The sequence below is a fragment of the Treponema sp. TIM-1 genome (genome assembly GCF_046533115.1).
Taxonomy (GTDB): Bacteria; Spirochaetota; Spirochaetia; order Treponematales; family Breznakiellaceae; genus JAIRMO01.
The window spans coordinates 33,171-57,831 of the sequence record NZ_JAJQRC010000003.1 but is presented as its reverse complement, the minus strand read 5'-3'; the positions used below and the strand labels follow the sequence as shown (position 1 = coordinate 57,831).

At 54.2% G+C, this 24,661-nt stretch carries 22 protein-coding genes and 1 tRNA gene; 4 read left to right on the top strand and 19 right to left on the bottom strand.

Annotated elements, in window-relative coordinates; translation table 11 throughout:
- The 7 genes from LQZ21_RS02825 to LQZ21_RS02795 all read right to left on the bottom strand — a co-directional run bounded on the left by LQZ21_RS02825 (nt 1) and on the right by LQZ21_RS02795 (nt 6,737).
- Nucleotides 1-603, bottom strand: coding sequence for a V-type ATP synthase subunit D (locus LQZ21_RS02825; protein ID WP_411042627.1), 603 nt, complete (start codon nt 601-603; stop codon nt 1-3).
- 81 nt (nt 604-684) lie between these two features.
- Entirely contained in the window at nt 685-1,983 is a 1,299-nt protein-coding gene (locus LQZ21_RS02820) for a V-type ATP synthase subunit B (RefSeq protein WP_411042626.1), read from the bottom strand.
- 173 nt (nt 1,984-2,156) lie between these two features.
- Nucleotides 2,157-3,917, bottom strand: coding sequence for a V-type ATP synthase subunit A (locus LQZ21_RS02815; protein ID WP_411042625.1), 1,761 nt, complete (start codon nt 3,915-3,917; stop codon nt 2,157-2,159).
- Nucleotides 3,914-4,471 (bottom strand): hypothetical protein, encoded by a 558-nt coding sequence (locus LQZ21_RS02810; RefSeq protein ID WP_411042624.1) that lies wholly within the window; start codon nt 4,469-4,471, stop codon nt 3,914-3,916. Before LQZ21_RS02810 ends, LQZ21_RS02815 begins: the two co-directional genes overlap by 4 nt.
- 66 nt (nt 4,472-4,537) lie before the next feature.
- A complete protein-coding gene (locus LQZ21_RS02805) occupies nt 4,538-5,152 on the bottom strand; it encodes a V-type ATP synthase subunit E (protein WP_411042623.1) in 615 nt (204 codons plus the stop codon).
- Between the two features lie 69 nt (nt 5,153-5,221).
- Nucleotides 5,222-5,584: a hypothetical protein gene (locus LQZ21_RS02800; protein WP_411042622.1), complete on the bottom strand. Its 363-nt coding sequence runs from the start codon at nt 5,582-5,584 to the stop codon at nt 5,222-5,224.
- Between the two features lie 121 nt (nt 5,585-5,705).
- On the bottom strand, nt 5,706-6,737 hold the full coding sequence (locus LQZ21_RS02795) for an aldose epimerase family protein (protein ID WP_411042621.1): 1,032 nt from the start codon (nt 6,735-6,737) through the stop codon (nt 5,706-5,708).
- 180 nt (nt 6,738-6,917) lie between these two features.
- On the opposite strand from LQZ21_RS02795, the gene LQZ21_RS02790 reads away from it, so the two are divergent.
- Nucleotides 6,918-7,379 carry a J domain-containing protein gene (locus LQZ21_RS02790; protein WP_411042620.1) on the top strand — a complete coding sequence of 154 codons (462 nt, stop codon included), beginning with the start codon at nt 6,918-6,920 and terminating at the stop codon, nt 7,377-7,379.
- 28 nt (nt 7,380-7,407) lie between these two features.
- On the opposite strand, the gene LQZ21_RS02785 is transcribed toward LQZ21_RS02790, so the two are convergent.
- From LQZ21_RS02785 to LQZ21_RS02735, 11 genes are all read right to left on the bottom strand, one after another.
- A complete protein-coding gene (locus LQZ21_RS02785) occupies nt 7,408-8,160 on the bottom strand; it encodes a TIM barrel protein (RefSeq protein WP_411042619.1) in 753 nt (250 codons plus the stop codon).
- Nucleotides 8,161-8,190: 30 nt separating this feature from the next.
- Nucleotides 8,191-9,561 (bottom strand): sigma-54-dependent transcriptional regulator, encoded by a 1,371-nt coding sequence (locus LQZ21_RS02780; protein ID WP_411042618.1) that lies wholly within the window; start codon nt 9,559-9,561, stop codon nt 8,191-8,193.
- Nucleotides 9,558-10,775, bottom strand: coding sequence for a two-component system sensor histidine kinase NtrB (locus LQZ21_RS02775; RefSeq protein WP_411042617.1), 1,218 nt, complete (start codon nt 10,773-10,775; stop codon nt 9,558-9,560). The genes LQZ21_RS02780 and LQZ21_RS02775 overlap by 4 nt, the downstream gene beginning before the upstream one ends.
- 24 nt (nt 10,776-10,799) lie before the next feature.
- Complete coding sequence (locus LQZ21_RS02770; protein WP_411042616.1) at nt 10,800-12,191, bottom strand: DNA polymerase III; 1,392 nt, start codon at nt 12,189-12,191, stop codon at nt 10,800-10,802.
- Nucleotides 12,184-12,717 carry a CvpA family protein gene (locus tag LQZ21_RS02765; protein ID WP_411042615.1) on the bottom strand — a complete coding sequence of 178 codons (534 nt, stop codon included), beginning with the start codon at nt 12,715-12,717 and terminating at the stop codon, nt 12,184-12,186. Before LQZ21_RS02765 ends, LQZ21_RS02770 begins: the two co-directional genes overlap by 8 nt.
- On the bottom strand, nt 12,710-13,807 hold the full coding sequence (gene murG / locus LQZ21_RS02760; protein ID WP_411042614.1) for an undecaprenyldiphospho-muramoylpentapeptide beta-N-acetylglucosaminyltransferase: 1,098 nt from the start codon (nt 13,805-13,807) through the stop codon (nt 12,710-12,712). Before murG ends, LQZ21_RS02765 begins: the two co-directional genes overlap by 8 nt.
- A gap of 90 nt (nt 13,808-13,897) precedes the next feature.
- Nucleotides 13,898-13,970, bottom strand: a tRNA-Lys gene (locus tag LQZ21_RS02755).
- A gap of 261 nt (nt 13,971-14,231) precedes the next feature.
- Nucleotides 14,232-15,479, bottom strand: a complete 1,248-nt coding sequence (locus LQZ21_RS02750) for an integrase catalytic domain-containing protein (RefSeq protein ID WP_411042613.1) — start codon at nt 15,477-15,479, stop codon at nt 14,232-14,234.
- A 153-nt stretch (nt 15,480-15,632) separates the two neighbouring features.
- Entirely contained in the window at nt 15,633-17,042 is a 1,410-nt protein-coding gene (gene mtaB / locus LQZ21_RS02745; RefSeq protein ID WP_411042612.1) for a tRNA (N(6)-L-threonylcarbamoyladenosine(37)-C(2))-methylthiotransferase MtaB, read from the bottom strand.
- Nucleotides 17,043-17,048: 6 nt separating this feature from the next.
- Nucleotides 17,049-17,654 (bottom strand): tetratricopeptide repeat protein, encoded by a 606-nt coding sequence (locus tag LQZ21_RS02740; RefSeq protein WP_411042611.1) that lies wholly within the window; start codon nt 17,652-17,654, stop codon nt 17,049-17,051.
- Between the two features lie 29 nt (nt 17,655-17,683).
- Nucleotides 17,684-18,058, bottom strand: a complete 375-nt coding sequence (locus tag LQZ21_RS02735) for a bactofilin family protein (protein WP_411042610.1) — start codon at nt 18,056-18,058, stop codon at nt 17,684-17,686.
- 175 nt (nt 18,059-18,233) lie between these two features.
- Here LQZ21_RS02735 and pta point away from each other — a divergent pair, with 175 nt between their 5' ends.
- From pta to LQZ21_RS02720, 3 genes are all read left to right on the top strand, one after another.
- Complete coding sequence (gene pta, locus LQZ21_RS02730; protein WP_411042609.1) at nt 18,234-19,232, top strand: phosphate acetyltransferase; 999 nt, start codon at nt 18,234-18,236, stop codon at nt 19,230-19,232.
- A gap of 32 nt (nt 19,233-19,264) precedes the next feature.
- On the top strand, nt 19,265-21,205 hold the full coding sequence (locus LQZ21_RS02725) for a tetratricopeptide repeat protein (RefSeq protein WP_411042608.1): 1,941 nt from the start codon (nt 19,265-19,267) through the stop codon (nt 21,203-21,205).
- Nucleotides 21,206-21,399: 194 nt separating this feature from the next.
- Nucleotides 21,400-21,960 carry a hypothetical protein gene (locus LQZ21_RS02720; RefSeq protein ID WP_411042607.1) on the top strand — a complete coding sequence of 187 codons (561 nt, stop codon included), beginning with the start codon at nt 21,400-21,402 and terminating at the stop codon, nt 21,958-21,960.
- A 19-nt stretch (nt 21,961-21,979) separates the two neighbouring features.
- Here the strand turns inward: LQZ21_RS02720 and LQZ21_RS02715 are convergent, their stop codons facing one another.
- On the bottom strand, nt 21,980-24,628 hold the full coding sequence (locus LQZ21_RS02715) for a putative PEP-binding protein (RefSeq protein ID WP_411042606.1): 2,649 nt from the start codon (nt 24,626-24,628) through the stop codon (nt 21,980-21,982).
- Between the last annotated feature and the right edge of the window lie 33 nt (nt 24,629-24,661).

The window sequence follows — 24,661 nt, the reverse complement described above, 5'->3', positions numbered from 1 at the left end:
TCATTGGGCCGCCCTCTCCATGCCACGCTTGGCTATCTTTCCGCGGACCACCGCGGAAGTCTGCTGATCCCCTAAATAAACCTGGATCTTTTTGATATTCCCCCTGGTTTCGGGGATCTTAATTTTCTCAAAGAGGTTAACCCGCTGGGTGGTTACCCGCAGTTCATGATCCAGCCGCTTCCGCTGTTCCTCCAGGGTCATGGCCTCCAAATCCAGGAGCAGTACCTGCTTCATTTTTTCCACCGCCGTATCAAGCCAGAGGGGGGTCCGGGCAAGGTCATAGGGCTCCGTGGAAAACTCTGCCCCCTGAAAGAGGGGAATGGAAACCCCCGCGATGTTGCCGGTGGAAGTTTTCACGCTGGTTATCCGCAAGGTCCGGGGGGTAAAAAATCCCTTTTCACCGAAAACCCCTATCCAGGATTTAAAGGAACCATCGATCCGCTCTTTTTCCTGGAGCAATTCTTTGATCCGAACCTCGGTAATCCTGATCTCCGCCTGGAGTTGTTGTTTTTTGAGCATCAAGGTCGGAAGGTAACGCTGATACATCTTCAAAGCGTCCTTCTGCTTTTTCAGCTCATTTTTGGTCAGCTTGATCTTCGCCATAATCCCTCTAATTAATGAAAAGTAAGGATCTGCACATGAGGAGTGTACGGGAAATTATCTTAAAACTCCTCACGTTCCCCCCTAACTTTCCTTCGGCCAGAACTTATCGATCAGTTCCGTCCGCAGTCCCGTTTCCTCAGGACTGAAACAATCCGAGAGGATCTCCCAGCCTAAATCCAGCGCCCGTTCCAGGGGTATATTGACCGAAAGGTCCATCATTTGCCGTTCAAATTGCTCTCCGTATTTGAGGAGTTTGGTATCCCAGGCGGACATGATAAAACCCATGGCCCGCTTTTCCAGGGTATCCTTATAGGCCGAATAGAGTTTGATCATCCCGTCCATAAGGGCCCGGTGATCCGCCCTGGTTTTCCCGTTGACCTGCTGTTTAAGCCGAGAAAGGGAACCGAAGGGCTCGATCCGGCCGTTTTTAAGGTAATATTGCCCCTCGGTGATGTACCCCGTGTTATCCGGCACCGGGTGGGTCACGTCATCCCCGGGCATGGTGGTAACCCCCAGGATCGTGATGGACCCGGCGGTATCGAAGTCCACGGCCTTTTCGTAGCGGCTGGCAAGCTGGCTGTAAAGGTCCCCGGGGTAGCCCCGGTTGGAGGGAACCTGCTCCTGGATGATCGATATCTCCTTCATGGCATCGGCAAAGTTGGTCATATCCGTGAGGAGAACCAGCACGTCCTTGCCCTGGAGGGCGAACTGCTCCGCCACCGCCAGGGACATATCGGGGATCATGAGACATTCCACGATGGGGTCCGACGCGGTATGGATAAACATCACCGTCCGGGAGAGGGCGCCCCCCTCTTCCAGGGTATCCTTAAAAAAGAGGTAATCGTCATATTTAAGCCCCATGCCCCCCAGGACGATCACGTCTACCTCGGCCTGCATGGCGATCCGGGCCAAAAGATCGTTATAGGGTTCCCCGGAAACGGAGAAAATCGGCAGTTTCTGGGAAACCACCAGGGTATTAAAAAGGTCGATCATGGGGATCCCCGTCCGGATCATCCGGCGGGGAATGATCCGCTGGGAGGGGTTAACCGACGGGCCCCCAATGGGGATGAGGTTTTCCTGGAGGGTAGGCCCCTTGTCCCGGGGACTGCCGGAACCGGAAAAAACCCGGCCCATGAGGTTCTCCGAAAAGGACACCTCCATGGGATGCCCCAGGAACCGGACCGTATCCCCGGTAGAAATACCCCGGCCCCCGGCAAATACCTGGAGGGAAACCAGATCGTTTTCAAGCCGGTTCACCTCCGCCAGGGAAGTTCCGAACACGGTATCTACCTCCGCCAAATCCCCATAACGGATATCTTCGGCCCGGACCGTAATAACGCTCCCCGTGATAGATTCTATCTTGCTATATACCTTTTTCATCTTCTGCCCTACCTGAAGGCTGTTTCAAAATCCTGTTGTCCCCCGGACCATGATTTTGAACCAGCCCCCTTAGATTTAAAAGGGAAAACCAGACTTTACGCCCCTTCTCCCCCGGACGGTTTCCAAAAAATGAATTGTGAAACCGCCTCCCCTGTCTCTCCGTATCAGCGCTTTTACGCCAGAATTTTTTCAACCGCCTTTTCCAAGCCCTGGGAACGTTCATTTACCGCGGCCTCAATTTCTTTTTGCAGGGTAAAGAAGCGCTCGCTTTTCCATTCGGAACCGTTATAATCCAGAAAACGCTGCCGAAGCCGGTTAAACCAGCTGCGGGCTTCGTTTTTATCGCTAAAGGAAAACCTCGACGCCAAAATATTGAGGATAATAGCGAAGATATGCTTTTGCCGCTCGGGACTCACCGCGGAGTCCACCGCGTCAAAGGAGTTTTGCTGGAAATATACCGAATCCAGGAAATCCCCCTTGAGGTAGATCACATAGTCGTCCAGGCTGGTTCCCTCTTCCCCCACGACCTTCATCATCTGTTCCACTTCGCTGCCCCGGGCCATAAAGCCGTGGGCATACCCCACCTTGTCCTCGTGGATAATCCCCTTGTACTTGGACCAGGAATCCAGGGGATGGATGGCGGGGTACTTGCGGGCATCGGAACGCTCCCGGGAAAGCCCGTGAAAGGCACCGACGACTTTGAGGGTCGCCTGGGTTACGGGTTCCTCAAAGTTCCCCCCCGCGGGACTGACCGTACCGCCGATGGTAACCGACCCTATGGAACCGTCCCGGAGGCGGACCAAACCGGCCCGTTCATAAAAACTGGCGATGGTGGATTCCAGATATGCGGGGAAAGCCTCTTCCCCGGGGATCTCCTCCAGGCGGCCCGACATTTCCCGCATGGCCTGGGCCCAACGGCTGGTGGAGTCCGCCAGGAGGAGGACGTTGAGTCCCATCTGCCGGTAATACTCCGCCAGGGTAACCGCGGTATACACCGAGGCTTCCCGGGCCGCCACCGGCATGGAGGAGGTATTGCAGATGATCACGGTCCGTTCCATCAGGGAGCGGCCGGTCCGGGGATCCAATAATTCGGGGAATTCCTTGAGGGTTTCCACCACTTCCCCGGCCCGTTCCCCGCAGGCGGCGAGGATCACAATATCCACATCGGCGTGACGGCTGGTGATCTGCTGGAGCACGGTTTTACCCGCCCCAAAGGGTCCGGGGATACAGTAGGTGCCCCCCCGGGCCACGGGGAAAAAGGTATCGATAAGCCTGACCCGGGTAACCATGGGGTCCTCCGGCTTAAGCCGTTCCTCAAAACAATCCACCGGCCGCTTGACGGGCCAGCGGAAACTCATGGTTACCGGGACCGGGTTGCCTTTTTCGTCCTTTAATTCGGCGATGGTTTCCCGGATCGTGTAGGAACCGGCTGCTTTTATCGAAGCCACCGTATAGGACCCGTAAAGGTTGAAGGGAACCATGATCCGGTGGGTAAAGGCCCCTTCCGGCACCGTTCCCAGGGTATCCGCCCGTTCCACCCGGTCCCCGGCTTTAACCGCCGGGGTAAAATCCCATTGTTTATCCGTGGGGAGGGGATCCAAATATACCCCCCGTTCCAGGAAATATCCCGCCTCTTCCGCCAATTTAGGAAGGGGGTTCTGCAGGCCGTCAAAGACCTGGCCCAAAAGGCCCGGTCCCACTTCTACCGCCAGCATATCCCCGGAATATTCCACCGGATCTCCCACGGAGATACCCTTGGTAATCTCGAAGACCTGCAGTTGAGAGATATCACCCCGGATACGGATGACCTCGCTTTTTAAAGACTTGCCGCCTACGTTAACATAGCCGACTTCGTTCATGGAAACGGCGCCATCAAAACGGACGCTCACCATATTGCCGTTAACGGCCACCACTTTTCCTTTTGTTCCGGTCATTTCGGTTCTCCCGATTCAATACTGGTTACGGACTGGAGTCCGCCGGCAGCTTCCATGATGGAAGCGTATAAGCCCTTGTATTCCGCAAATCCCTCTTCGGCCTTGAAAAAAGACCTCCGTTCCACGAGGAGCAGTTTGAGTAAATATCCAAATATCGTATCCCGCGTAAAATAATCAATTCCCTGGAGGGTTTCTATGATATCCCAGCGGCTTTTATCCAGGAAAAGTTCCGCGTCCAGGGGGGATTCAATGGCTAGGGCCGTCTTGGCCACCAACGCGGCCTGGGCCATACCTTCGGGGGGGGCTGCCGGCGCTATTCCCCCTTCCGGTTTAAGCCGTTGAAAGCGAAGCCGGGCAAGGTGCAGCCTGAGGGCCCGCTCCCAGGAACGCCATCCGTTAATAAAAGCCGAAGGGGTCGGCTCCGGGTCTTCCCCATAGGACGGAACGCCTTCCCTATGGATATCCCCCCCCTCCAGGGTACAATAGTCCATTAAGGCCCGGTCGGCGGGGTCCAGCTGGTAATCACAAAGGGATTTAAAGGCTTCCGACGACATAGGCGCCGGCTGCCCGTAAATAAGATAAGGAAGTTGGGCGATAAGAAAATAATAGGAACCCACCGCTTAGTTGTCCTTTACCGCGCTTTTCAGGATCTCCACCAGCCGGGGATTGAGATAGGCCGACAGTAACTCCGCCACCGATTCCGCGGAAAAATCATAGTAGGCCGATCCGTCCTTTTCGGCAATCCGGAACCCGGCGCTCAGGTTACGGTCTGTCTTTAGTTCCACGCCCTTGTTTAATTCCGACGCCAGTTTACCGTTAAAATAACCCTCCAGGGCGTTACGGTCCTTCTCGGATACTAACACGTTCAGGGAATCGCTTCCCTTGGAAGCCCAGTTTTTGATGAGTTCGGGGAGTACCGCTTTGAGAACCTCATCGTTATAGAGGGCTTCGGTTTTTAAAGCGATAATTTTATCCAAGAGGGTTTCGATTTCCTTCTTAAAGACCAGGACCAAATTACGGGAAGCCTGCTCCAGGGCCGCTGCCCCGGCTTTTTCCGCCCGTTCCGCGTCGGCTTTTCCTCTGGCGATAATCTCAGCCGCCTCCCGCCGGGCGGCCTCAACAATATGTTTTGCCTCCCCCTCGGCCTGGGTTTTAAGCCGTAAGGCCTCTTCCGAGGCGGATTCGATCCCATCCTTTTTTATTTTATCAATAAGTTCCTGTAGTTGGATATCCATAATCTCCTCTTTACGCACGAAAATATTGCCCTTCCCGGGTCTACCCGATTATTAAGGGCTCAAAAAACTCTATTCAGCATATTCCATGATATACTTCAGTACCTTTTTAATCTTCCGCGAAATAATCCCATAAACCGCCTGGGGATCATCCTGTTCCTTTACCCTTGCTTTTAATAATTCATCCACCGCCGCGACCAGTTTCTCTATATCCTTATAATCTTCGGCATGTATCGTGCCGATATAAGCGATGAGTTCTTTAAGCCCCGAAGCCTCATGCTCCAAAAACGCTTTATTGGCATTGTATACATAATTGGTTATCTCGCCGTTTTTGAATCTGCTTTCATTGACCCCGGAAAGGTATAACACATCCCCATAGCTGTCTTCCATTTCTGCCTGAAACATGGTGAGAAAAAGTTTTTTCCGTCCAGGCATACTACGTCCCCCTAATACAAAAGCGGTTACCTCACCTCAAGTATAATTTCTAATTCCCTATTATTCAAGTTGTTTTTTTTACTTTTGAAACCCCGGGGCTTTTTTTTCGCGCCGCCGGGGTTTACCAGCCAAAGGCAAAAAGAGCCCGTTCATGGTATTCCCGGTTCGGCCCGAATATACCGGGGGGGAATCCCCGCTGATTCGGCCCGTCGGGGAAATGTTGGGTTTCCAGGCAAAAACCGGCGTATTTATCATAAACCGAACCGGCCTTCCCCCGGACCCCCTCGAGAAAATTCCCCGTATAAAACTGGACCCCCGGCTGGGTGGTCAAAACCCGCAGGGTCCTGCCGGAAACAGGCTCAAAAACCTCGGCACAGGGCCGCAGCTGCCCCGGTTCCCCATCCACCACAAAACAATGATCATACCCGCCCCCGGCGGCTTCGATATCCCGGCCTATGGGTTTCGGGCTGTTAAAATCAAAGGGCCCCCGGGCCACCGGCGTCAGGGTCCCGGTGGGGATAAGCTGGGGACCCACCTCCACATAGGCGGAGGCATAGAGCCGTACCTCATGGGAGAGGATGTTTCCGTTGCCCTCCCCGGCCAGGTTAAAATAGGCGTGGTTGGTAAGGTTTACCGGACAGGGGGCGTCGACCTGGGCCGTATAGTCGGCGATGAGTTCATTGGATTTGGTCAATCCGTAACTTACCACCGCCTTAAGATTGCCCGGGAACCCTTCGTCCCCGTCGGGACTGGTAAGCTCAAAACGGACAAAAATACCGTCCTTCTCTTCATAGGCGGCGGATTTCCAGAGGTGTTTGTCGAAACCCCGGCGTCCGCCATGGAGGGTATTATCCCCATCGTTCCTGAATAATTCGTAGGTCGAATTATTCAGGGTAAATTTACCGCCGCCGATACGGTTACCGAAGCGTCCGATGGTAGCGCCTATATAGGGTTTATTGTAGACATATCCATCCAGGGTGGAATACCCCAAAAGTATATCCTGGGTTTGATTTTTTCGGGAAGGCACCTGGAGCGAAACCAGGGTTGCCCCAAAACTTGATAAGGATAGGGATAAATCCCCCGCCTTAAGGGTGTAAAGGGCTACTTTTTTTCCTGAAGAAAAAAGACCAAAATTTTTCTTGCTGATCTTCATAAAAATCCCCTGAAAGTAGTATACCATACCCCTGGGATGATTTCCAGATGTACCGGTTGAAACCGGGGCAAACGACAGGAAAAATAACTACGAACCTTACGAACAAGAAGATGTTTTAAACCGGACATTGCGGTTCCGGGCCTACTGCACATTTTTTTAAATTGGGGATATATTTGTTTTATGGGCTTTTTTGATCGGATTGAAACTATTATCAAAAGCTATCTCAACGATGAGGATGACCATGTTTTTGGCCGTCATGCAGAGAGACCCTGGCAATCATCCCGGGACCCGGATCTGGATGCGGCTTTTGAAGAATTAAACGACTTTCTTTCCGGAGGGGGCGGGAACAAAAAGACCGGTTTCGGTCCTGACGAGGGCTATGACCGGGCCGAACGTTTCGGGGCGGCCCGGGCCCCGGGGGTCCCCGAAGTCCTGGCCCAGGATTTCGCGGAACTGGGACTTAGCCCGGGAGCTTCCGCGGAGGAATGTAAGGCGGCGTATAAACAACTCCTCAAAAAGCACCACCCCGACCGTCATGCGGGACATCCGGGAAACCTGAAGAAGGCTACGGAGAAATCCACCCGCCTCAACGCGGCCTATGACCGGATAGAGCGGTGGCGGCGGACGGGAAGGGTGGAGTAGCCGGGAAAATGCCCGGCATAACCCCCGGTCAGGGGGCCGCGCCTAAAATACGTTTGAGTTCCCCCAACGGATCCTGGACCGGGAAGTATTCAAGCCCCATATACCCGGTATAACCGGCCTGGTCTATGGCGGAAAAAATAGCGGGGTAATGCAACTCACCGGAAAAAAGTTCTCCCCGGCCGGGAATCCCCGCGGCGTGGAAGTGGCCGATCTTTTCTATATTGGCCCTCACCGTATTGATAATATTACCTTCCATAATCTGTTGATGGTAGATGTCATAGAGAACCTGTATCCAGGGGCTTGCCACGGCATCCACTATCTCAAAGGCTTCGGCGGATCGCCACAGGTAGTATCCCCGGTGGTCGATTTTGGTATTCAGGGGCTCGATGGCTAAAACAACCCCGTGATCTTCCAGCAGGGGGACGCAGGATCCAAGGCCGTCGATGATGCTCTGCCTTTGCCGGGCCTCCCCCTGGCCGGTGTCGTTGCCGACCTGGCTGATCAATAGTTTACACCCCAGATCATCCGCCGCCTTTAAGGATTCCGCAAGACCGGCCCGGTAAGCCCCACGCTGCGCAGGATCCGTCAGGCTGATAAATTTGGTACACATGGCGGCAAGATTAAGCCCGGTCTCACCGAGCCCCCGCTTGATTTCCGCAAGATCCTTATCCCACCAGGACCAAAACTCAAAGGCCGTCCCGCCCAGGCCCTTGATATCCCGCAGCTTCTTTCCGATATCGGCCCCCGGTAAAACCGCGTCAATACATACTGAAAATTTCATGTTCCCCCCTTTTCTTGTTTTGGGCCCGGATCATTCATCAAACTCCGTACCGGCCGCTTCTTCGCCCCATTCGGCGAGTTTACGGTGCAGGGTTTTACGGCCGATGGCCAGGACCTCGGCGGCTTTACTCTTGTTGCCCTTTTGGGCGGTGAGGGTATCCCGGATAATGATCTTTTCCGATTCCTCCAGGGTGGTGCCCAGGGGGATGCGGATCCAGCCGTCGTCGTTTTTTACCCGCAGGGTCGGCGGCAGGTCATCCTCGGTAATTATCGGTCCCTTGGTCATGACCACGGCGCTTTCTATGCAGTTCCGTAGTTCCCGGACATTCCCCGGCCAGTCATAACCGTAAATGGCGGCCCGGGCTTTTTCGTTAATACCTTCCACGGTTTTACCGTTTTCCTGGGCAAACTCCTTTAAAAAAGCGGTCATGAGGAGGGGCAGGTCATCCCGCCGTTCCCGCAGGGGGGGAACCAGGATATTTACCACATTGAGGCGGAAATACAGATCCTCCCGAAAATTCCCCTTGTCAATTTCGGCCTTGAGGTCTTTATTGGTGGCCGCTACGATTCGGACATCACTTTCAATCGTATCCTCCCCCCCCACCCGCTCAAATTTCTTTTCCTGAAGGACCCGCAAAAGCTTAATCTGGATATTCTGATCGATTTCGCCAATCTCATCCAGAAAGAGGGTCCCTTCATGGGCAAGTTCAAAGCGTCCCCGTTTACGGGCCACCGCCCCGGTAAAACTGCCCTTTTCATGGCCGAAAAGTTCACTTTCCAGGAGGCTTGCCGCCAGGGCCGCGCAATGGACCTTGATGAGGGGTTTGTCCTTGCGGGGGGAAAGCTGATGAATCGCGTCCGCCACCAGTTCCTTTCCCACGCCGGATTCGCCGGTGATCAAAATAGAGGCCTTGGTAGGCGCCACCCGGCGGATCGTGTCGAAAACCTTCCGCATGGGATTGCTGGTACCGATAATGGCTTCAAAGGTTTTTTTCTGCTCCAGCTCTTCTTCCAGCCGCCGGTGTTTGAGGATCATTTCCCTGCTTTGTAGGGCCCGCTTAACCAGGAGGGAAAGGTGGTCCAAATTGACCGGCTTGGTAAGAAAATCATAGGCCCCGTTCCGCATAGCCGTTACGGCATTTTCCACCGTTCCATGGCCGGTCAGGACGATAACCGGAATTCCCGGGGTTTCGGAAACGATCCGCTTGAGGAGTTCCTCGCCGCTTAAGCCGGGCATCCTGAGGTCGGTGATCACCAGGTCTATATCCCCTTTCTGGAAACTCTTTAAGCCCCGGTCCCCGTCCGCGGCGGTTTCCACGTCATACCCATCCATGGCAAGAAAATCCGCAAGTCCTTCCCGGATATTTTTTTCATCATCCACTACCAGGAGTTTGAACCTCATTCGCCGCCTCCATAGGCAATAAGCCGCCGTTCCTTGGGGGGCAGGGGCAGGGTAATGATAAAACAGGTCCCCTCCCCTTCCCGGGATTTAACGGTAATTTCCCCTCGATGCTCCCGAATTATCTTGAAGACCAGGGTTAAGCCCAGCCCGGACCCGTTTTCCTTGGTGGTAAAATAGGGCTCAAATATCTTTAAACGATTGTCTTCCGGAATACCAATACCGGTATCGGAAACGCTGATCTGGATTTCCGCGTCCTGGGTTTCGGTTTTTATGGTTAGGGTTCCCCCCTGGGGCATGGCGGCTATGGCGTTTTTAATTAAATTGAGCAGCGCCTGCTTCATAAACCGCTCGTCCACATCAACCGGGGGAAGGCGCTCTCCCAGTTCCAATATATAGTTAATATGGGCTTCTTCTAACTCATAACCGACAAATTTGATAAGATCCTCGATAATGGTATTGATATTCCCTTCCCTGAATTCCATGTTCATGGGACGGACCGCGAAAAGGAAATCCACCACAATACGGTTGAGCCGGTCAATTTCCTCGTTGACCACGGCGATATATTTATCCAGAAGATTAAAATATTCCATCGGTTTTTGACCAATATGATCCTGCCCCTCGGGATGGGCACTGATAAACATCTCCCGGTTGGCAGACATCGCCTTCTGAATCAGTTGAACGTGGATGGACAGGGAGCCCAGGGGATTTTTTATCTCATGGGCCACTCCGGCGGCCAGGGTGGTCAGGCTGGCAAGATTTTCTGCCCGCCGCAGTTTTGCTTCCTTGGCCCGCTTTTCGGTAATATCGTCTATGTAAATTAGGGAACCGGTTACCTGATGATCCCGTACCAGGGGGAGGACACCGATGCTGAGCAGCCGTTGACTCCCCTTAACGTCGATATCAAATTCCCGTTCTTCAACCCGGTCCCCATTTACCAGGGTTGTCTCCAGAAATTCGGCCACCTCTTCATTCCGTACGGAAATCCATATGGGGGTATTCTCCTGTTCATAACTCACGGGGATAAAACGTTCCGCCAATTTGTTAACCAGGATCAGGTTGTGTTCGGTGTCACAGACCAGGATTCCCTCGGTAAGGGAATCCAGCACCGTCTCAAGCCGGTCTATTTCCGCGGCCGTGGAAAAGAGAAGCGCCTGGATCTGCTCCATGGTCAGTTTGTTTATCTTTTGTAAAGCCCTTCTAATAAAATGTCTCATACCTTCCGTTTACACTCCTCCATCTCAAGCCGGAGTTTCGGGATAGAGTTCGGTCATTTCCCGCTTAAGTTCCGTAAAAAGCCGTTCCAGGGCAAGGGCGGCTTTTTGGTTAAAGATCTTCACCGCCTCCTCGGCGTCCTTGATCCGGCCTTTCCATATATCCCGATAGGCAATTTCCCCCGGCAGGGGAGTTTCCCCCTTAAAACTTTCGGACAGCAGCGAAAGGAGCTGCCCCAAAAACCGGGAAAAAAGATCCGGGATATCAAAATTTCCCGCCCCGTCCAGGACTGTGGCTATAAGGCTTTTGGTATCCGTCACCGGCCTTCCCAGGTTTCCCTGTTCCGCGATGGGTGCGGTAAATCTGCCCAGAGCCACCAGTTCCCCGGGGCTTACGGAAAGTCCCCGTTTCCGTAGGCCCACCACCGTGGCAGCGGCAAGGGAGGCGGTAAAAAAAGCCGCCAGGGGATAGAGTTTTTCCATGGTAACCGGGAGGAAGGAATCAAGGTAGGCGGTGATGAGTCCCCTGCCCCCGGAAGGCGGAGGGCTGTTTTTTCCCCCGGTCCAGGTCTCCCGGAATACCCGGCGGATCACCTCTCCCTCGACAGCCGCATCCCGGGAGAAAAACCGATAGGGCCGCAGCCGGGATACGACGGTGGGGATCAACGACGCAGGACGGGCGCAGGTGAGCAGGATGGTAACCGTCCTCGGGGGCTCTTCCAGGATTTTCAGGATCGAATTACGGGCGCTTTCCTGCATACGGTCGGCGTTTTCGATAATAAGGAGCTTATGGTTCCCCGCCGGAGCCAAACGGCTCCAATAGGCGGCCCGCCTTATATGGGAAACGGGAACCGTCTCGCTGATGCCCTCGGCCTCAAGTTTCAAGGCATTACTCAGGATCCGGGGGTTTATTTTTTTTAAGGCATCCCCCCGGGCCTTCCCCCCATCGGAAACCGTCCCCTGATCGGGATGGACGGTGATGGCCAATTCGTCCAAATTCTCCTCCAGGGCAAGCATATACTCCTTAAGATTCCCCAGGGGATCATCCTCCCAAAGAACCGGGGAAAACCGGGCCAGGAGTTTCCGGACCGCACGGATAAAAAGCAGCCGCGCCGAGACCGCTTCCGGTTCCCGGTCAAGGGCCGCCGCCGCCGCCGCGATCTCCGCGGAAAAAGGACGGGAACCCAAGAGGAGTACATCCGGGTTGGTAAGGGTTCGGTGATGAAAACAGGCGGCGCAGGAACAGTTCCAGGGGGCGCCGGGATTTTCGCAGGAGAGTACCCGGGCAAGTTCCAAAGCCGCGGTTCCCTTTCCCGACGCGGGGGGACCGAAAAAAAGCAGGGAAGGGGCCAGAGCACCGGCGCTTATATCCTGGGTCAACTGAGAAATTCCGGGCTGACCCAAAACATTCTCAAACATGGCTCCCGAAACCTCCCAAAAAACTTACCACCGACCGGTGTACTTCCCCAATAACGGGCAGGAGGAAACGGGCAAAAAAACTCTTTTCCAGGAGCAGGTTTTTATCAAAAAGGGGTTGTATGTCGATCACAAAAAGCACCAGGGCTATCAGGGTAATTCCCTCAACCAAGCCAAAGAGGATCCCCAACAAGCGGTCAAACCCGCCCAGGTTAACCCTGATAATAATATCCTTGATAATACGTTCCAATATTCTTATTCCCACAAAAGGAATCAGAAATAGTATTACAAAGGCAAGAATCTCGGGGATGACCCCCATATCTTCCAGATACCTTTCCCGGATGAAAACTCCCCCTTTTTTATAGAAAAAAACCGCAGAAAGGGCGCCTATAACCACCGATGCCATGGACAAAACTTCTTCGATAAATCCCCGGAGGGCGCACCGGATAACCAGGATCAGGACCAGGGCGATAAAGATAATATCAATAGGTTCCAGGCCTATCATACGGACGACCGAAGTTTCATCCATTGGTTTTTTCCTCCCACAGGGACATCATTTCCCGAACAATCGACGCCGCCCCATCCTGCGCGCCGATCTTTGCCGAGGCCCGGGCCATGGCGGCCCGCTTCTCCTCATTATGAGCGATAGACAAAACCGTTTCCACCAGGGCCTGGGGGGAAACCCCTTCCCCCGAAAGAACCGCCGCGGCCCCGGCTTTTTCAAAAAACCGGGCGTTTTCCACCTGATCCCCCCGGGTTCCGGAACCGCTTAAGGGGATCAGCACCATGGGCCGGCCGAGGGCGGCGCATTCCCAGATAGTTCCGGCCCCGCTCCGGCCCAGGACAAGCTCGGAAGCGGCGAGTACCTGGGGCATCTCTTCTTTAAAATACGGATAGGGCCGATACCTTTCGGAAGGCGCAAGGTCCCAGGAAGTACTTTGGCCGGTTTGGTGTACCACGATATAGGGCTTGGTAAGTTCCGCGAGGCAGGTACGAACCAAATCGTTTATTTCCCGGGCTCCCTGGCTTCCCCCTAAAACAAGGAGGATCCGCTCCCCCCCGTTGATCCCCAAAAAAGTCCGGCCCCGGCCGGCATCGGCTTCGCGGAATTCGGGACGGATGGGGTTCCCGGTAAGGCGGATCCGGTCTTTATACCGCGGGGGCAAAAAAGCCGCCGTGTCTTCGTAGGCGGTAAATATCCTTTGGGCAAAGCGGGTATTGATCCTGGTGGCCAGGCCGGGGCTGAGGTCCGATTCATGGGTACAGAGGGGTATCCCCAGGGACGCGGCGGCAAGACAGGGGGGAACGCTTACAAACCCCCCCTTAGAAAAAAGCAGATCCGGCTTTTTCCGCTTTAAAATTTTCCGGGCGGTAAAAAATCCCGCCAGAACCTTAAAAATATCCAAAAAATTACGGAAAGAAAAATAACGCCTTAATTTACCCGCGGGGATCCCAAAGAATTCTATCCCCGACCCCTCAACGATGGACCTATCCAGCCCCGTACCGGAACCTATCCAAAAAACACGGCAAGGTCCCTGCCGCTGCAGGTAACCGGCCACGGCCAAACCGGGATAAATATGCCCCCCGGTACCGCCTCCGGTAAAAGCGATTTGCATCATAGCTTAAAGGTATATGAATTTAAGAAGTTTCGCAATTGTTATATAATGAGATACGCCGAACCCGCCCAACAGCGGGCAAGGAATTAGAAATGAGCCGCACACGATTCGAACGTGTGACCCACGCCTTAAAAGGGCGTTGCTCTACCTACTGAGCTAGCGGCCCGGGTCAAATAATACAAAAACAAGCTTCAAAATAGTAAATTTTGAAACCCTAACCTGAGATTTAAGGGAAAAACCGAGTTGACCCCCTTCGGGGCTTAACCGTTTTTTCCAAAGCTGGTTTCTAAACCAACCGGGCCGGAAAACCAGCTCAACCGGCTATTTACCATACCTGAATCCGTTCGACTGGTCAAGAGGGCGCATTGCCTAATAATTATTCTAGCCGAAAAGGAGTGGTTGCCTAGAAACAAAAATCCAGCCGAAATCAGGCCGCCGGGACCTGACCTCCTCCTCCCTGACAGGGGGTGTTTCCAGTATAGCCCTTTTCACGGTGTATCTTCAACAGGTGCTCCACCGCCTCGTTCAAGCTCCGGTTCAATGCAACCGGGTTGTTCAAGGCCTGCCTCCGCCGCAACTCAACCTTGCACTCTTCTGATATATCAGGCGATTCCAGCAGCCGCTCATAGGGCGTCCGGGGGTCCTTCTCGTAGATTTTCTTGTACCGCCCGTCGGCCTGTTTCTCTTTCGACACCAGCTTAAAGGACGGATACCAATAGTTGTACAACGGACACAGGAAGCGGTATACCTCCGCGAGAGCGGCGTACTCGGCGGGGGTATCAAAACGGAAGTAGCCGACCGTTTTTCTCACGGCGTCGAAGTTCTTTTGCTCCGCGTAACAATTGTCGTTTTTGTGATACGGCCTGGTCCGCGTCGGCTCGATATGCCGCTTAAGACACCATTCCAGCAGCGGCTCGTTGATGAATTCCATGCCGTTATCGTAATGCGCCCCCTGCAGCGGGAACGGAAGTCCGCCGGCAATGGCCGAAAACGCCTCAAAAACCCAGCGATTGGCCGCATTCACCAGCGCCCGCTCCTCTATCCACCCGGAAAATACGTCCGTCACCGTCAGGGTTTTACAGAATTGGCCGCTCGCGGACCCGCCGCAGTGCGCCACCGTATCACAGGCGAAGAAACCGGGCCGCAGCGTCTCCCGGTTAAAGCCGGTTCGCACCGGGATTTGACTGCGCAGGGGCGTTTGTGCCGCCCGCGTCGTGCTCACCCCCCTGATTTCAAGTTTCTTCCTCGCCCCCGCAAGCAGCAAGTCCGCCTCCGCGGGACTCACCTCCTCCAGCAGGACCCGCATCTCCGCCGTGATGCCATACCCACCATCCGCCTCCAGAAACCCTATCATCCCCCGTATCATCGGTATCAGTAGCTTCCCGCAGGGCCGCCCGTGATCGTACCAGATGTCCGTGAGTATCTTCACGAACTGCTCTCCGTACTTCGGCGGACGCCCGCCCCGCTTTCCCTCCGGCCTCGGTTTCCGCTTCCCCGGGAGGGTGGATGCTCCGACCGACCCTTCTTTGCCGTAGCGCCCCAGCAGGGTCGCCAGGTAATCCCGGTTCATCCCGGTCACGGAAACCAGGCGGTCCAGGATTTCTCCCCGGCCTTTTTTACCGGCTTGCTGATACTCCCGGTAGGTGTTTTTTACGATTGCCTTTCTACTGCTCATATCCAACCTCATATGCCTTATCTCCTTGATAAGGCCATTATATTTTGGACTAGATTTTTAGTTATTAGGCATCCGCCTTTTCGGCTAGATTTTATTTTTAGGCATCACGGAGGGTATATTACCGGCTCAGGGCGTGTAATATCATCAAAATCATTATTTGAGCGGAAGCCGCTCCCCCCAGGCGTCAAACCGGGAAATCCCGGGGAGATCCCCGCCGGTTTCGTCCAGGGCACGGATCCTACAGGGGACTACCTTGCCCGGATGAGGGGGGGGGAGTTCCCCGGAGGGGAGCAGCAGCCTGAGGTAATTATCGGACAAGGCGGCGGTATAAGGGGAGTCTTTTTTATTTTTTCCGTTATCGGGGGCGGTCCCCTCAATGATCGCCTCCACCTTTTTACCAATCCAGCGCCGTACATAGTCCCGGCGGCCTTGATGGGCCAGATCCGTCAGGGCCTTTACCCGGGAGATCGCCTCCCGTTCACTTACCGGCCCCGTAAAGTGATAGGCTTCGGTACCCGGCCGGGGAGAATAGGGGAAGGCATGGATCCAGGAAAAACCAAGCCGCCGGCAGAGTTCATAGGTCTTCTCAAATTCCTCTCCGGTCTCGCCGGGAAAGCCCGTGATAATATCGCAGGCAAAAAAGGGATCCCCCTTAACGGATCGCAGCAGGGCAACCCCCTCCTCTATTGATTCGGGGGAATAGGTACGCCCCATCTTTTTTAAGATATGGGGGCTTCCCGACTGGATCGAGAGGTGAAAATGGGGCCGTATCCGGGGATTACCCAATACGTTAACCAAATCCCGGGTGATATTTTCAGGTTCTACCGAGGAAACCCGCAGGGCGATACCCTGGGTTTGCTTCAAGAGGTATTCCAGGAGCCCCCGTAAATCCAAGGCGCCGTCCCGGTACTGGCAGATATTTATCCCGGTCAATACCGCTTCCCCAAAACCGGCCGTCTCCAGGACCCGAAGCCGGGACAATACCCGTTCCGCCGCCAGACTCACACTGGGCCCCCGGGCAAGGGTAACCCGGCAATAGGAACAGCGGTTATTACAGCCGTCTTGTATTTTTAAAAAAGCCCGGGAATGGCTAAAAAAAGTTTCGGGATTAAAACGGAACCGGTCCTGGGGGGAAGAAATATCCAGGCGCCGCGTCCATTGTTCCAGGGCGGCGGCGGGGTTCTCAAAGTCCACGAGAAATTTCGGTAAATCCAGCAGGGAACTTTTATGATCCCCCGGGACTACAAAAAGCCGTTTTTGATAACCCCAAGCCCCCGTTTCATGGTCCATCAGTCCCGCCACCGCCTCCGCTTCAACCTGGGCATAACAGCCGGTAACGATCACGCAGGCTTCGGGGTTTTCCTTGAGGATCTTGCGGATTGTCCTTCGGGCTTTCTGTTCGGCCTTGGAGGTGACGGTACAGGTATTTACCAGAAAAATGTCCGCCCCGCCCCCTTCCCACGGGACCAGGGTAAAACCCTCCCGGTTAAAGGCGCCGGCGATGGATTCACTCTCAAACTGATTTAATTTACATCCCAGGGTTTGAAGCGCTATGGAGAACACGGGAATTTAACGGCTCCCCAGGGTTTGGCGGATCCGATCCAGGCCCCGGCGGGCATCGGCAAGCTGGGCGTCAAGGGCGAGGGCCCGCTCATAGGCAGCGGCGGCCTCCGGCAGATCCCCGGCGTTTTCCCGGGCATAGGCCAGGCGGGTCCACCAGGCGGCGTTTTCAGGTACCCGGTGAACCGCCGTAGACAGGGCAATATCCGCATGACGGAAGCGGCCCAGCCTGATAAAAATTTCACCCATAAAATAATAAACCATTTCTATCCGCTGCCCCTCGGGGGCAAGGTTGATATATTCCTGAAAATAGGACAGGGCCTCCTGGTTGCTTCCCTGAAAATAATTAATCTCCCCCAGGATCTCGATGATCCGGGGGTCATATCTGTTGAGGTTCCGTCCGATCTGGGCATAGGTATTGGCTTCTTCATACCGGTTTAACCGGATAAGGCTCCAGCATAGTACCACATAGGATTCAATATTGTTACGATTCACCGAAATTTCATTGAGACAGATAGCAATCGCCTGTTCATAGTTACCGTTCCGGTAGGCCTGAACGGCATCGGGCCTGTTTTGGGCAAAAACCGTCAGAGCGGGAATAAGAAGAAGAAACAAACAAATATTACGCTTCCAATTTCTTTTTTTCATACCATTTGTTCAAGGGGTTTTCGATCCGTCATTGTACAACGGCCGTTGAATATACAACCGTTTGCCATAAAAAATTCCGGGGTGGTCACATTTCCCGTTAATTTACCGGTGGTGGTAATTTCTAGTTTTTCTGAGACGGTAATATTCCCCCGTACCGATCCCCGGATGACCACGGCTGCTGCGTTGATATCGGCGTCCACCACCGCGGTCTCATCCACCACGAGAAGACTTTTGGCGGCTATCTTTCCGGAAACCCTGCCCCGGATTAAAAAGGGTTTTTCAAAGTTGATGATCCCGGAAAAGTCAATATCGGAAGATAAAATGGTATCAAAGTCTTCATCTTCCACCACATCGTTATGAATATCGGTCATAATGTCCTAAATTTAACCCTGGAACGGGGGTACGTCAATAGGCCGGCATAAAGCCGGATAATGAAGAACCCCGTTATCCCGGGCTAACGCTTGCGCGATACCCCTGAAAAAGGTAAACTTAAGGGGTATACGGTGGTTAAGTCCCCCATTATATCATATTCCAAAGGAGTGTGTTATGGATTTTGAAAAGGATATGCTCAAGAAGGCCCAGTCCCTGCAAAAAAATTTGGTATTAGCCGAAGGAACGGAACCGCGGACTATTAAAGCCGCCCGGATCATCGCCGATAAACGGCTGGCTTCGTCGGTTACCCTGGTGGGTAAGGAGTCTGAAATCATGGAACGGGCTGAAAAAGAAGGGGTGGCCTTGCAGGGTATCACCCTCATCGATCCCCTGGCCTCTCCTTTGATCGAAAAATACGCCCATGAATATTATGAGCTGCGGAAGCACAAGGGCATGACCGAAGACCAGGCCAAAACCGATATCACCCATTTTTTACGCTGGGGGGCCATGATGGTCCACCTGGGGGATGCCGACGCCATGGTAGCCGGAGCCGAAAGCGCCACCGCCGATGTTCTCCGGGCGGGGCTCACCATCATCGGCACAATTCCGGGTTCCAAGACCGCCTCTTCCTGTTTTGTGATGCAGACCCCCGATAGTTCCTGGGGGGCGGGCGGGGCCCTTATCTTCTCCGACTGCGCGGTGGTGCCGGATCCCAGCGCGGAACAGCTTGCGGAAATTGCCCTGGCCGCAGCCCAGTCCTGCCGGGAATTCCTCGATGCCGACCCCGTGGTGGCCCTCCTCTCGTTTTCAACCAAAGGTTCCGGGGGGGATCACCCCGACGTACTCAAGGTGCGGAGCGCCCTGGAGCTGGTAAAGGCCAAGGCCCCCACTCTCAAAATTGACGGAGAACTCCAGGCAGATGCGGCCCTGGTGCCTTCGGTGACCGATAAAAAAGCCCCGGGCAGTATCGTCCGGGGCCTGGTAAACACCCTGGTTTTCCCTGATCTGGGGGCGGGCAACATCGGGTATAAACTGGTGCAACGCCTGGGAAAAGCCGAAGCCTTCGGCCCCTTCCTCCAGGGTTTCGCCAAACCCATAAGCGATCTATCCCGGGGGGCTTCGGTGGACGACATCGTGGTTACCTCGGCGGTTACCCTGGCCAGGGCAAAATAGGGAAGGTAACGGGCTCCTCCGGAGGGGCATCTATGGGGTCTAATTCCACCGGGAGCTTCGGCGCCGCCAAGGGGCGGGAAAAACTGAACCTCGCCATCCGGGCGGGAGTGGAACGGGATTACCAAAGATCCGTCAAGCTGCTGGAAGAACTTTTATCCGAATACGACGCTCCCCCGGAAGCCTACCTTTATTTAGGCCGTTCTTTTCATGCCCTTAAAGATTATTCCCGGGCCTTAGCCGCTTTTAACGATTATCTCCGGATCAATTCCCATTCGGCGGAAGGGTACTTTTTCGTCGGCCGTACCTACGCGGCCCTGGGGATGCCCCACAAGGCGGTACCGTTCTTGAGGAGAGCCCTGGACGCCCGTCCGGATAACCCCCCGGTTCTGGCCCTTTTGGGGATAAGCTACCTGAAATCCAAACATTCCGCCTCCGCGGTAGCGGTACTGGAGCGGGCGGTGGAAATCGCCCCGGACAATCAACGGATCTACCACGGGTATCTCAACGCCCTTTTTATCCGGGGGGTCCGGCTCTGTCGGATCGAAAATTACGCCCTGGGCATTCAGATGCTTCGGTTTGTGCTGGACAACGGTTTCGATTCCCTCCTGCTCAGGCTGGAATTGGGCCGGGCCGCCCGGGAATTAAACCAAATGGAAGAAGCCCTGATCCATTACACCCAGGCGATCCATTTTGCCCCCCAGGACCCCATGATCCGCTGGTACCGGACCTCGATCTTGATGGTTCTGGAGCGGAACGGAGAAGCCCTGCAAGAAATAGAAAGGATCCGTTCTTCCCTGGAGGGGAAACTCCCGGATTTACCCTGGAACAGTGAACTGGTGGACCTCTTTATGATCCGGTCCCTGCTGGATGCGGGGGAGTGGCGGCAGGTAACGGATGCCTGCCGGAATTGGCTTAAGTACCGGCGGGCGGACCCCCTGATCCATGCCATGGACGCGGAGGCCCTGCGAAACCTGGGGGATCGCTCCTCGGCGAAAAATCACCTGGAGCGGGCCCTGGAATTGGATCCCCGGCAAATCCAGCTGTGGTATACCCTTATCCTCAACGCCTGGGAGGATAGGGATTGGAAGACCCTGCAGGGGGGATTAAAAAACGCGAAAAAATACGGGGGAGACGGGGAACTTATCCAACGGTTTTCCGTTTTATACGAAGCGGCCACCAATGACGACGATCTCCGGGTGATTGAAACCCTGCAGGGGGCGATCCGTTCCCTGGGGCCGGATCCGGAAATCATGTACGCCCTGGGGGAACGGTACCTTAAAACCGGACTTATCGAAGCAGCCGCAAACTGGTTCAAAAAAGTTCTGGTTATCCAAAAGGAGCATGAAAAAGCCCATCTGGGGCTTATCGCGGCGGCGGAGGTTCTTTTCAAAGAAGGGCGCCCCAAAGCCCGGGAGGGGTTAAAAAAGGCCTATGGGGCTTACCTCAAGCGGTGGAAGGATAACCATGTTATCCGCCGGGATCAAGCCCTTTTCCTGGTCAAAACCGGTGAATTTGAGAAAGCCGCCAAGGAATTGGAAGCCCTCCTGGCCTGGGAGCCGACCAATCCTACCCTGCGCCGGGTTTTAGCCTATTCCTACCGAAAATCCGGGCATTACCGGGAGGCCGCGGTGTTTCTTAAGGCCCTGCTCAAGGAAAAACCCGGGGATATTAAGCTGCTCTTAGAGTATACCGGGTGCCTGGAACGGGCCGGGGCGGGTTTTTACGCCGCGGCGGTATTGGAAAAGGCCCGAAATCTGTTTAGAAAATCTCCGGACATTCCCCTGGCATTGGGGCTTCTGTTATACCGGGCACAAAAACCGCAGCAAGCCCTGGAGTTTCTGCGGGAATCGGCGATGAAAAACAAAAAAGATCCCCGGCCCTATGAGTGGATGGCCTTTATTGCCCGGGAACAAGGCAATACCCTGGGGGCTTACCGCTATGAGGAAGAGGCGGCAAAGCGGAAGACCCGGTAAATTTTTTCCCTTTTCCGGTGATCCCGGTTGCTGAAACAAAAAAAAAGTCTATAATACTTAATGTGAGTTAATCTTCCATCCGGGTTTCAGAATCGGATCATACGAAATGAGGCCTTGGCGGAATACCGGATTTTACGGGGTTTAACGCTTCGCTTTTCCCCAAGCCGAAGCATAGCCGATAAAGGAGGGATACGATGGCAGTAAAGGCGATGGATCTGTTTGACGCCTATCGTCAGGATCAGTTACCAAGAGATGAAGGGTATATAGTCTCTTCTTTTTTCAACAGCAATTCCGCTTATTCCATTTATGAGATTGTCTCATATTCCGGGGTAAAGTCCATTTATCTTAACGACGCGGGATTGACTTTTCAGACCAACGGCAAAAAAATACATATCCTGATAGAACCGGCAAGCTATCCCAACAAAGCCATAGAACCCTATGTGCGCAGCAATACCGAACAAATTCCCCTCAGGTTCAATGAATTGGAACAGATCACCGCCAAAAATCTGAGCAAAATCATGATCGCCAAGGAACCTATCATATCCTTTTCTTCGTTTACCATCTTAAAACCCTCGGGGGTCAATTTTGCCCTGGTGTTTTACAACCGCCCGGATCTTTTTGTTACCCTGCAGCAGTTTTTTGAAAAGACCTTTAACCGGGAAGCGGGAATTCCCCAGGCGGACGCAAAAAAAAGCGCTAAACGGGTCGTGGAAATTTTGGAAACCACCATGAATTTTAGGGGAGAATACTCATAAGAAAAGCGCCGGGAGCCGGTCATGCCCGGCCCGGCCCTTCCCCCGGTTCGGCTTTTCTAAGCTCCGCCTGGGCCGCCGCCAGAATGGCGATGGGGACCGAGTAGGGAGAACAGGACACATAGTCAAGCCCCGCTTCCATACAGAAGCGGATATTCCCGGGATGGGCCCCGTGTTCGCCGCAGAGACCACATACCAGGTCGGGCCGGGTAAGCCGCCCCCGCTCTACCGCCAGGGCAATAAGCTCCTTTACCCGGGGGTCCAGCACGCTGAAGGGGTTCCCGGTAATAAGGTCAAAGAGGGTATAATCGGGCATAAAGCCGGTAAAGTCATCCCGGGATATCCCCAGGGTGGTCTGGGTCAGATCATTGGTACCAAAACTGAAAAAACAGCCGTACTTTGCAATATCGGCGGCCCCCAGGGCGGCGGCGGGAAGCTCAATCATGGTACCGATCTTATAGGGTACCGGCTTAACCTTCTTCTCTTCCCGCAGGGCCTCTTCCACCTCCACAATACCTGTATAATCGGCGCCTTCGATCTTTTTCCCATAGGCGATAAGTTTTAACTCCGACGCGTTCATGACAATGGGTACCATAATCTCAGGATATACCGCCACCTTTTCGTCCCGGAGCCGGTAGACGGCATCAAAGATAGCCCGGATCTGCATGGCGTAAATTTCAGGATATGAGACCGCGATACGGCAGCCCCGATGCCCCAGCATGGGGTTAAATTCATCCAGGGCCTCAATCCGGGCGCAGATCTCCGCCTCGGAAACCTTTTTCTTTTTGTTTTTTTCCAGGTAGCCCAGATACGCCCTAAGTTCATCCCGGCTATGGGGCATAAATTCATGGAGGGGGGCATCCAAAAGCCGGATGGTTACTTCCTTCCCCTCCATGGCTTTGAAGATACGGTAAAAATCATCCCGCTGCATGGGCCGCAGCTTATTCAGGGCCTTTTTCCGTTCCTCCCCGGAGCCGGCAAGGATCATATCCCGAAATACGTTGATCCGTTCGGCCTGGAAAAACATATGTTCGGTTCGGCATAGGCCTATCCCGTCGGCCCCGAAGGACCGGGCCAAAACCACATCCCGGGGGTTTTCCGCGTTTACCCGGACATGAAAGTCCTTTAAAAACCCTTTGGCCATGGCGATAAGCTCAAACAGCCCCGATTCGGCAGGCTTGGGCTCGATTAATGATGCGGCGCCCTGATATACCGAAGGCTCCCCGTAGGAGGGCACATGCAGGGTAAGATAATCCCCTTCGGAAAAAACGATATTCCCCAGGGTGGCTTTTTTACCCCGGATAGTCAGCGCCGGCGCCACCAGGGATACCTTTCCGTATTGGCGGGCCACCACCGAGGCATGGGCGGAATATCCCCCTTCGGCGGTCAGGACTCCGGTGGCTACCTCGATGGCCTTGACATCCCCCGCAAAGGAAGCGGGTAAAACCAGGATAAACCGGGTATCTTCCCCCCGCTGCCTGGCGAGCTTTTCCGCTTCCAGGAGCCCCTCGGTACTAAAATAGGCCCTGCCTATGGCCGCTCCGGGGGCGCCGGCAATACCGCCGCTCCATTTTTTAAGGCCCCGCACCCCGGCGGTATCGATCATGGGGCGGAGAATCTCATTGAGCCGGAGGGGTTCCAGGGCCTTAACCACGTAGGCCCTATCCACGATCTTACGTTTAGCCAGATCCAGGAGCAGCTTGATATCCGCCTGGGTCGATTTCTGATCCACCGGCCGTTGTTCGATGAGCCAAAGTCTTTTGTTCTCGATGGTAAAACGGATCTGGCGAATTTCCTTAAATCTATCCTCCAGGGTCCAGGCGATACCTTCCAGTTCCTTTAAATGCCGGGGATCGATTTTTTGAATGTCCTGGCCGTTGCCACCTAATTCATTAAATTTTTCCTGATGAAATTCCCCCTGCAGCTTTTTTTCGCCGCTTACCACGTTCCGGCTGAAAAATCCCCCGGAACAGGAATTTTTTCCGTAATTTCCGTAAACCATGGGCTGGATCAAAAGCGCCGTATCCCGATCGTTCTGCTCATCCACCGCCAACAATTTAGAAATTTCTTCCAGGGCGATCAGGAGCTGCCCCTCGGCGTTTTCAAAAAAACCCTGGGGGAAAAATTCGGCATACTCGTCCATGTAGTTTTCCGCGCTTTTGGCCGGGGGATGCTCCCGGAGGAGCCGGTCCAATTCCTGGAGCCGCCCGCTCATCCGCTCCCCTTCGCCGGTCAGCTTCCTAAGCCGTTCCTCGATCCACAGCATGCCCCGGACGAGGAACAACACCTCATGGGCCGCAAAGGTCTCCCCCACCCATTGGGTGAAGCCGGCAACCACCGGTTTGACCAGACCAAAATTATGCAAAGCCGGATAATCGGAAACCGCCAAGTTGGAGGACACCACGATTTTAAGGAGCATCGGGTTTTCAGGGTCCCCGTAGGTTTTCCCCACGATTTTAGAACAGCTATCGAGCAGGGTTTTTACCTCTTTTTTAATATCCACGGAACCTAATTCGGAGGCGATGGTAGTATCCAGGATAAAACCGGGCAGTATGGGAAAACGTAATTCGGCGAATTCATTGGCCTGTCTCCCCCGGATTCCCAGCAGTTCCGGGGCTATCTTTGGGGAGACCCCTTGGTTTTGACTAAAAAAATGAATCCTTTTATCCATGATGGCTTTCCTTTTTTTTCCAAGGAAGATTCC

Coding starts and splice junctions, on each gene's coding strand:
- LQZ21_RS02825 (WP_411042627.1), bottom strand. CDS start 603: ATGGCGAAGATCAAGCTGACCAAAAATGAGCTGAAAAAGCAGAAGGAC.
- LQZ21_RS02820 (WP_411042626.1), bottom strand. CDS start 1,983: ATGAAAAAGGTATATAGCAAGATAGAATCTATCACGGGGAGCGTTATT.
- LQZ21_RS02815 (WP_411042625.1), bottom strand. CDS start 3,917: ATGACCGGAACAAAAGGAAAAGTGGTGGCCGTTAACGGCAATATGGTG.
- LQZ21_RS02810 (WP_411042624.1), bottom strand. CDS start 4,471: ATGTCGTCGGAAGCCTTTAAATCCCTTTGTGATTACCAGCTGGACCCC.
- LQZ21_RS02805 (WP_411042623.1), bottom strand. CDS start 5,152: ATGGATATCCAACTACAGGAACTTATTGATAAAATAAAAAAGGATGGG.
- LQZ21_RS02800 (WP_411042622.1), bottom strand. CDS start 5,584: ATGCCTGGACGGAAAAAACTTTTTCTCACCATGTTTCAGGCAGAAATG.
- LQZ21_RS02795 (WP_411042621.1), bottom strand. CDS start 6,737: ATGAAGATCAGCAAGAAAAATTTTGGTCTTTTTTCTTCAGGAAAAAAA.
- LQZ21_RS02790 (WP_411042620.1), top strand. CDS start 6,918: ATGGGCTTTTTTGATCGGATTGAAACTATTATCAAAAGCTATCTCAAC.
- LQZ21_RS02785 (WP_411042619.1), bottom strand. CDS start 8,160: ATGAAATTTTCAGTATGTATTGACGCGGTTTTACCGGGGGCCGATATC.
- LQZ21_RS02780 (WP_411042618.1), bottom strand. CDS start 9,561: ATGAGGTTCAAACTCCTGGTAGTGGATGATGAAAAAAATATCCGGGAA.
- LQZ21_RS02775 (WP_411042617.1), bottom strand. CDS start 10,775: ATGAGACATTTTATTAGAAGGGCTTTACAAAAGATAAACAAACTGACC.
- LQZ21_RS02770 (WP_411042616.1), bottom strand. CDS start 12,191: ATGTTTGAGAATGTTTTGGGTCAGCCCGGAATTTCTCAGTTGACCCAG.
- LQZ21_RS02765 (WP_411042615.1), bottom strand. CDS start 12,717: ATGGATGAAACTTCGGTCGTCCGTATGATAGGCCTGGAACCTATTGAT.
- murG (WP_411042614.1), bottom strand. CDS start 13,807: ATGATGCAAATCGCTTTTACCGGAGGCGGTACCGGGGGGCATATTTAT.
- LQZ21_RS02750 (WP_411042613.1), bottom strand. CDS start 15,479: ATGAGCAGTAGAAAGGCAATCGTAAAAAACACCTACCGGGAGTATCAG.
- LQZ21_RS02735 (WP_411042610.1), bottom strand. CDS start 18,058: ATGACCGATATTCATAACGATGTGGTGGAAGATGAAGACTTTGATACC.
- pta (WP_411042609.1), top strand. CDS start 18,234: ATGGATTTTGAAAAGGATATGCTCAAGAAGGCCCAGTCCCTGCAAAAA.
- LQZ21_RS02725 (WP_411042608.1), top strand. CDS start 19,265: ATGGGGTCTAATTCCACCGGGAGCTTCGGCGCCGCCAAGGGGCGGGAA.
- LQZ21_RS02720 (WP_411042607.1), top strand. CDS start 21,400: ATGGCAGTAAAGGCGATGGATCTGTTTGACGCCTATCGTCAGGATCAG.
- LQZ21_RS02715 (WP_411042606.1), bottom strand. CDS start 24,628: ATGGATAAAAGGATTCATTTTTTTAGTCAAAACCAAGGGGTCTCCCCA.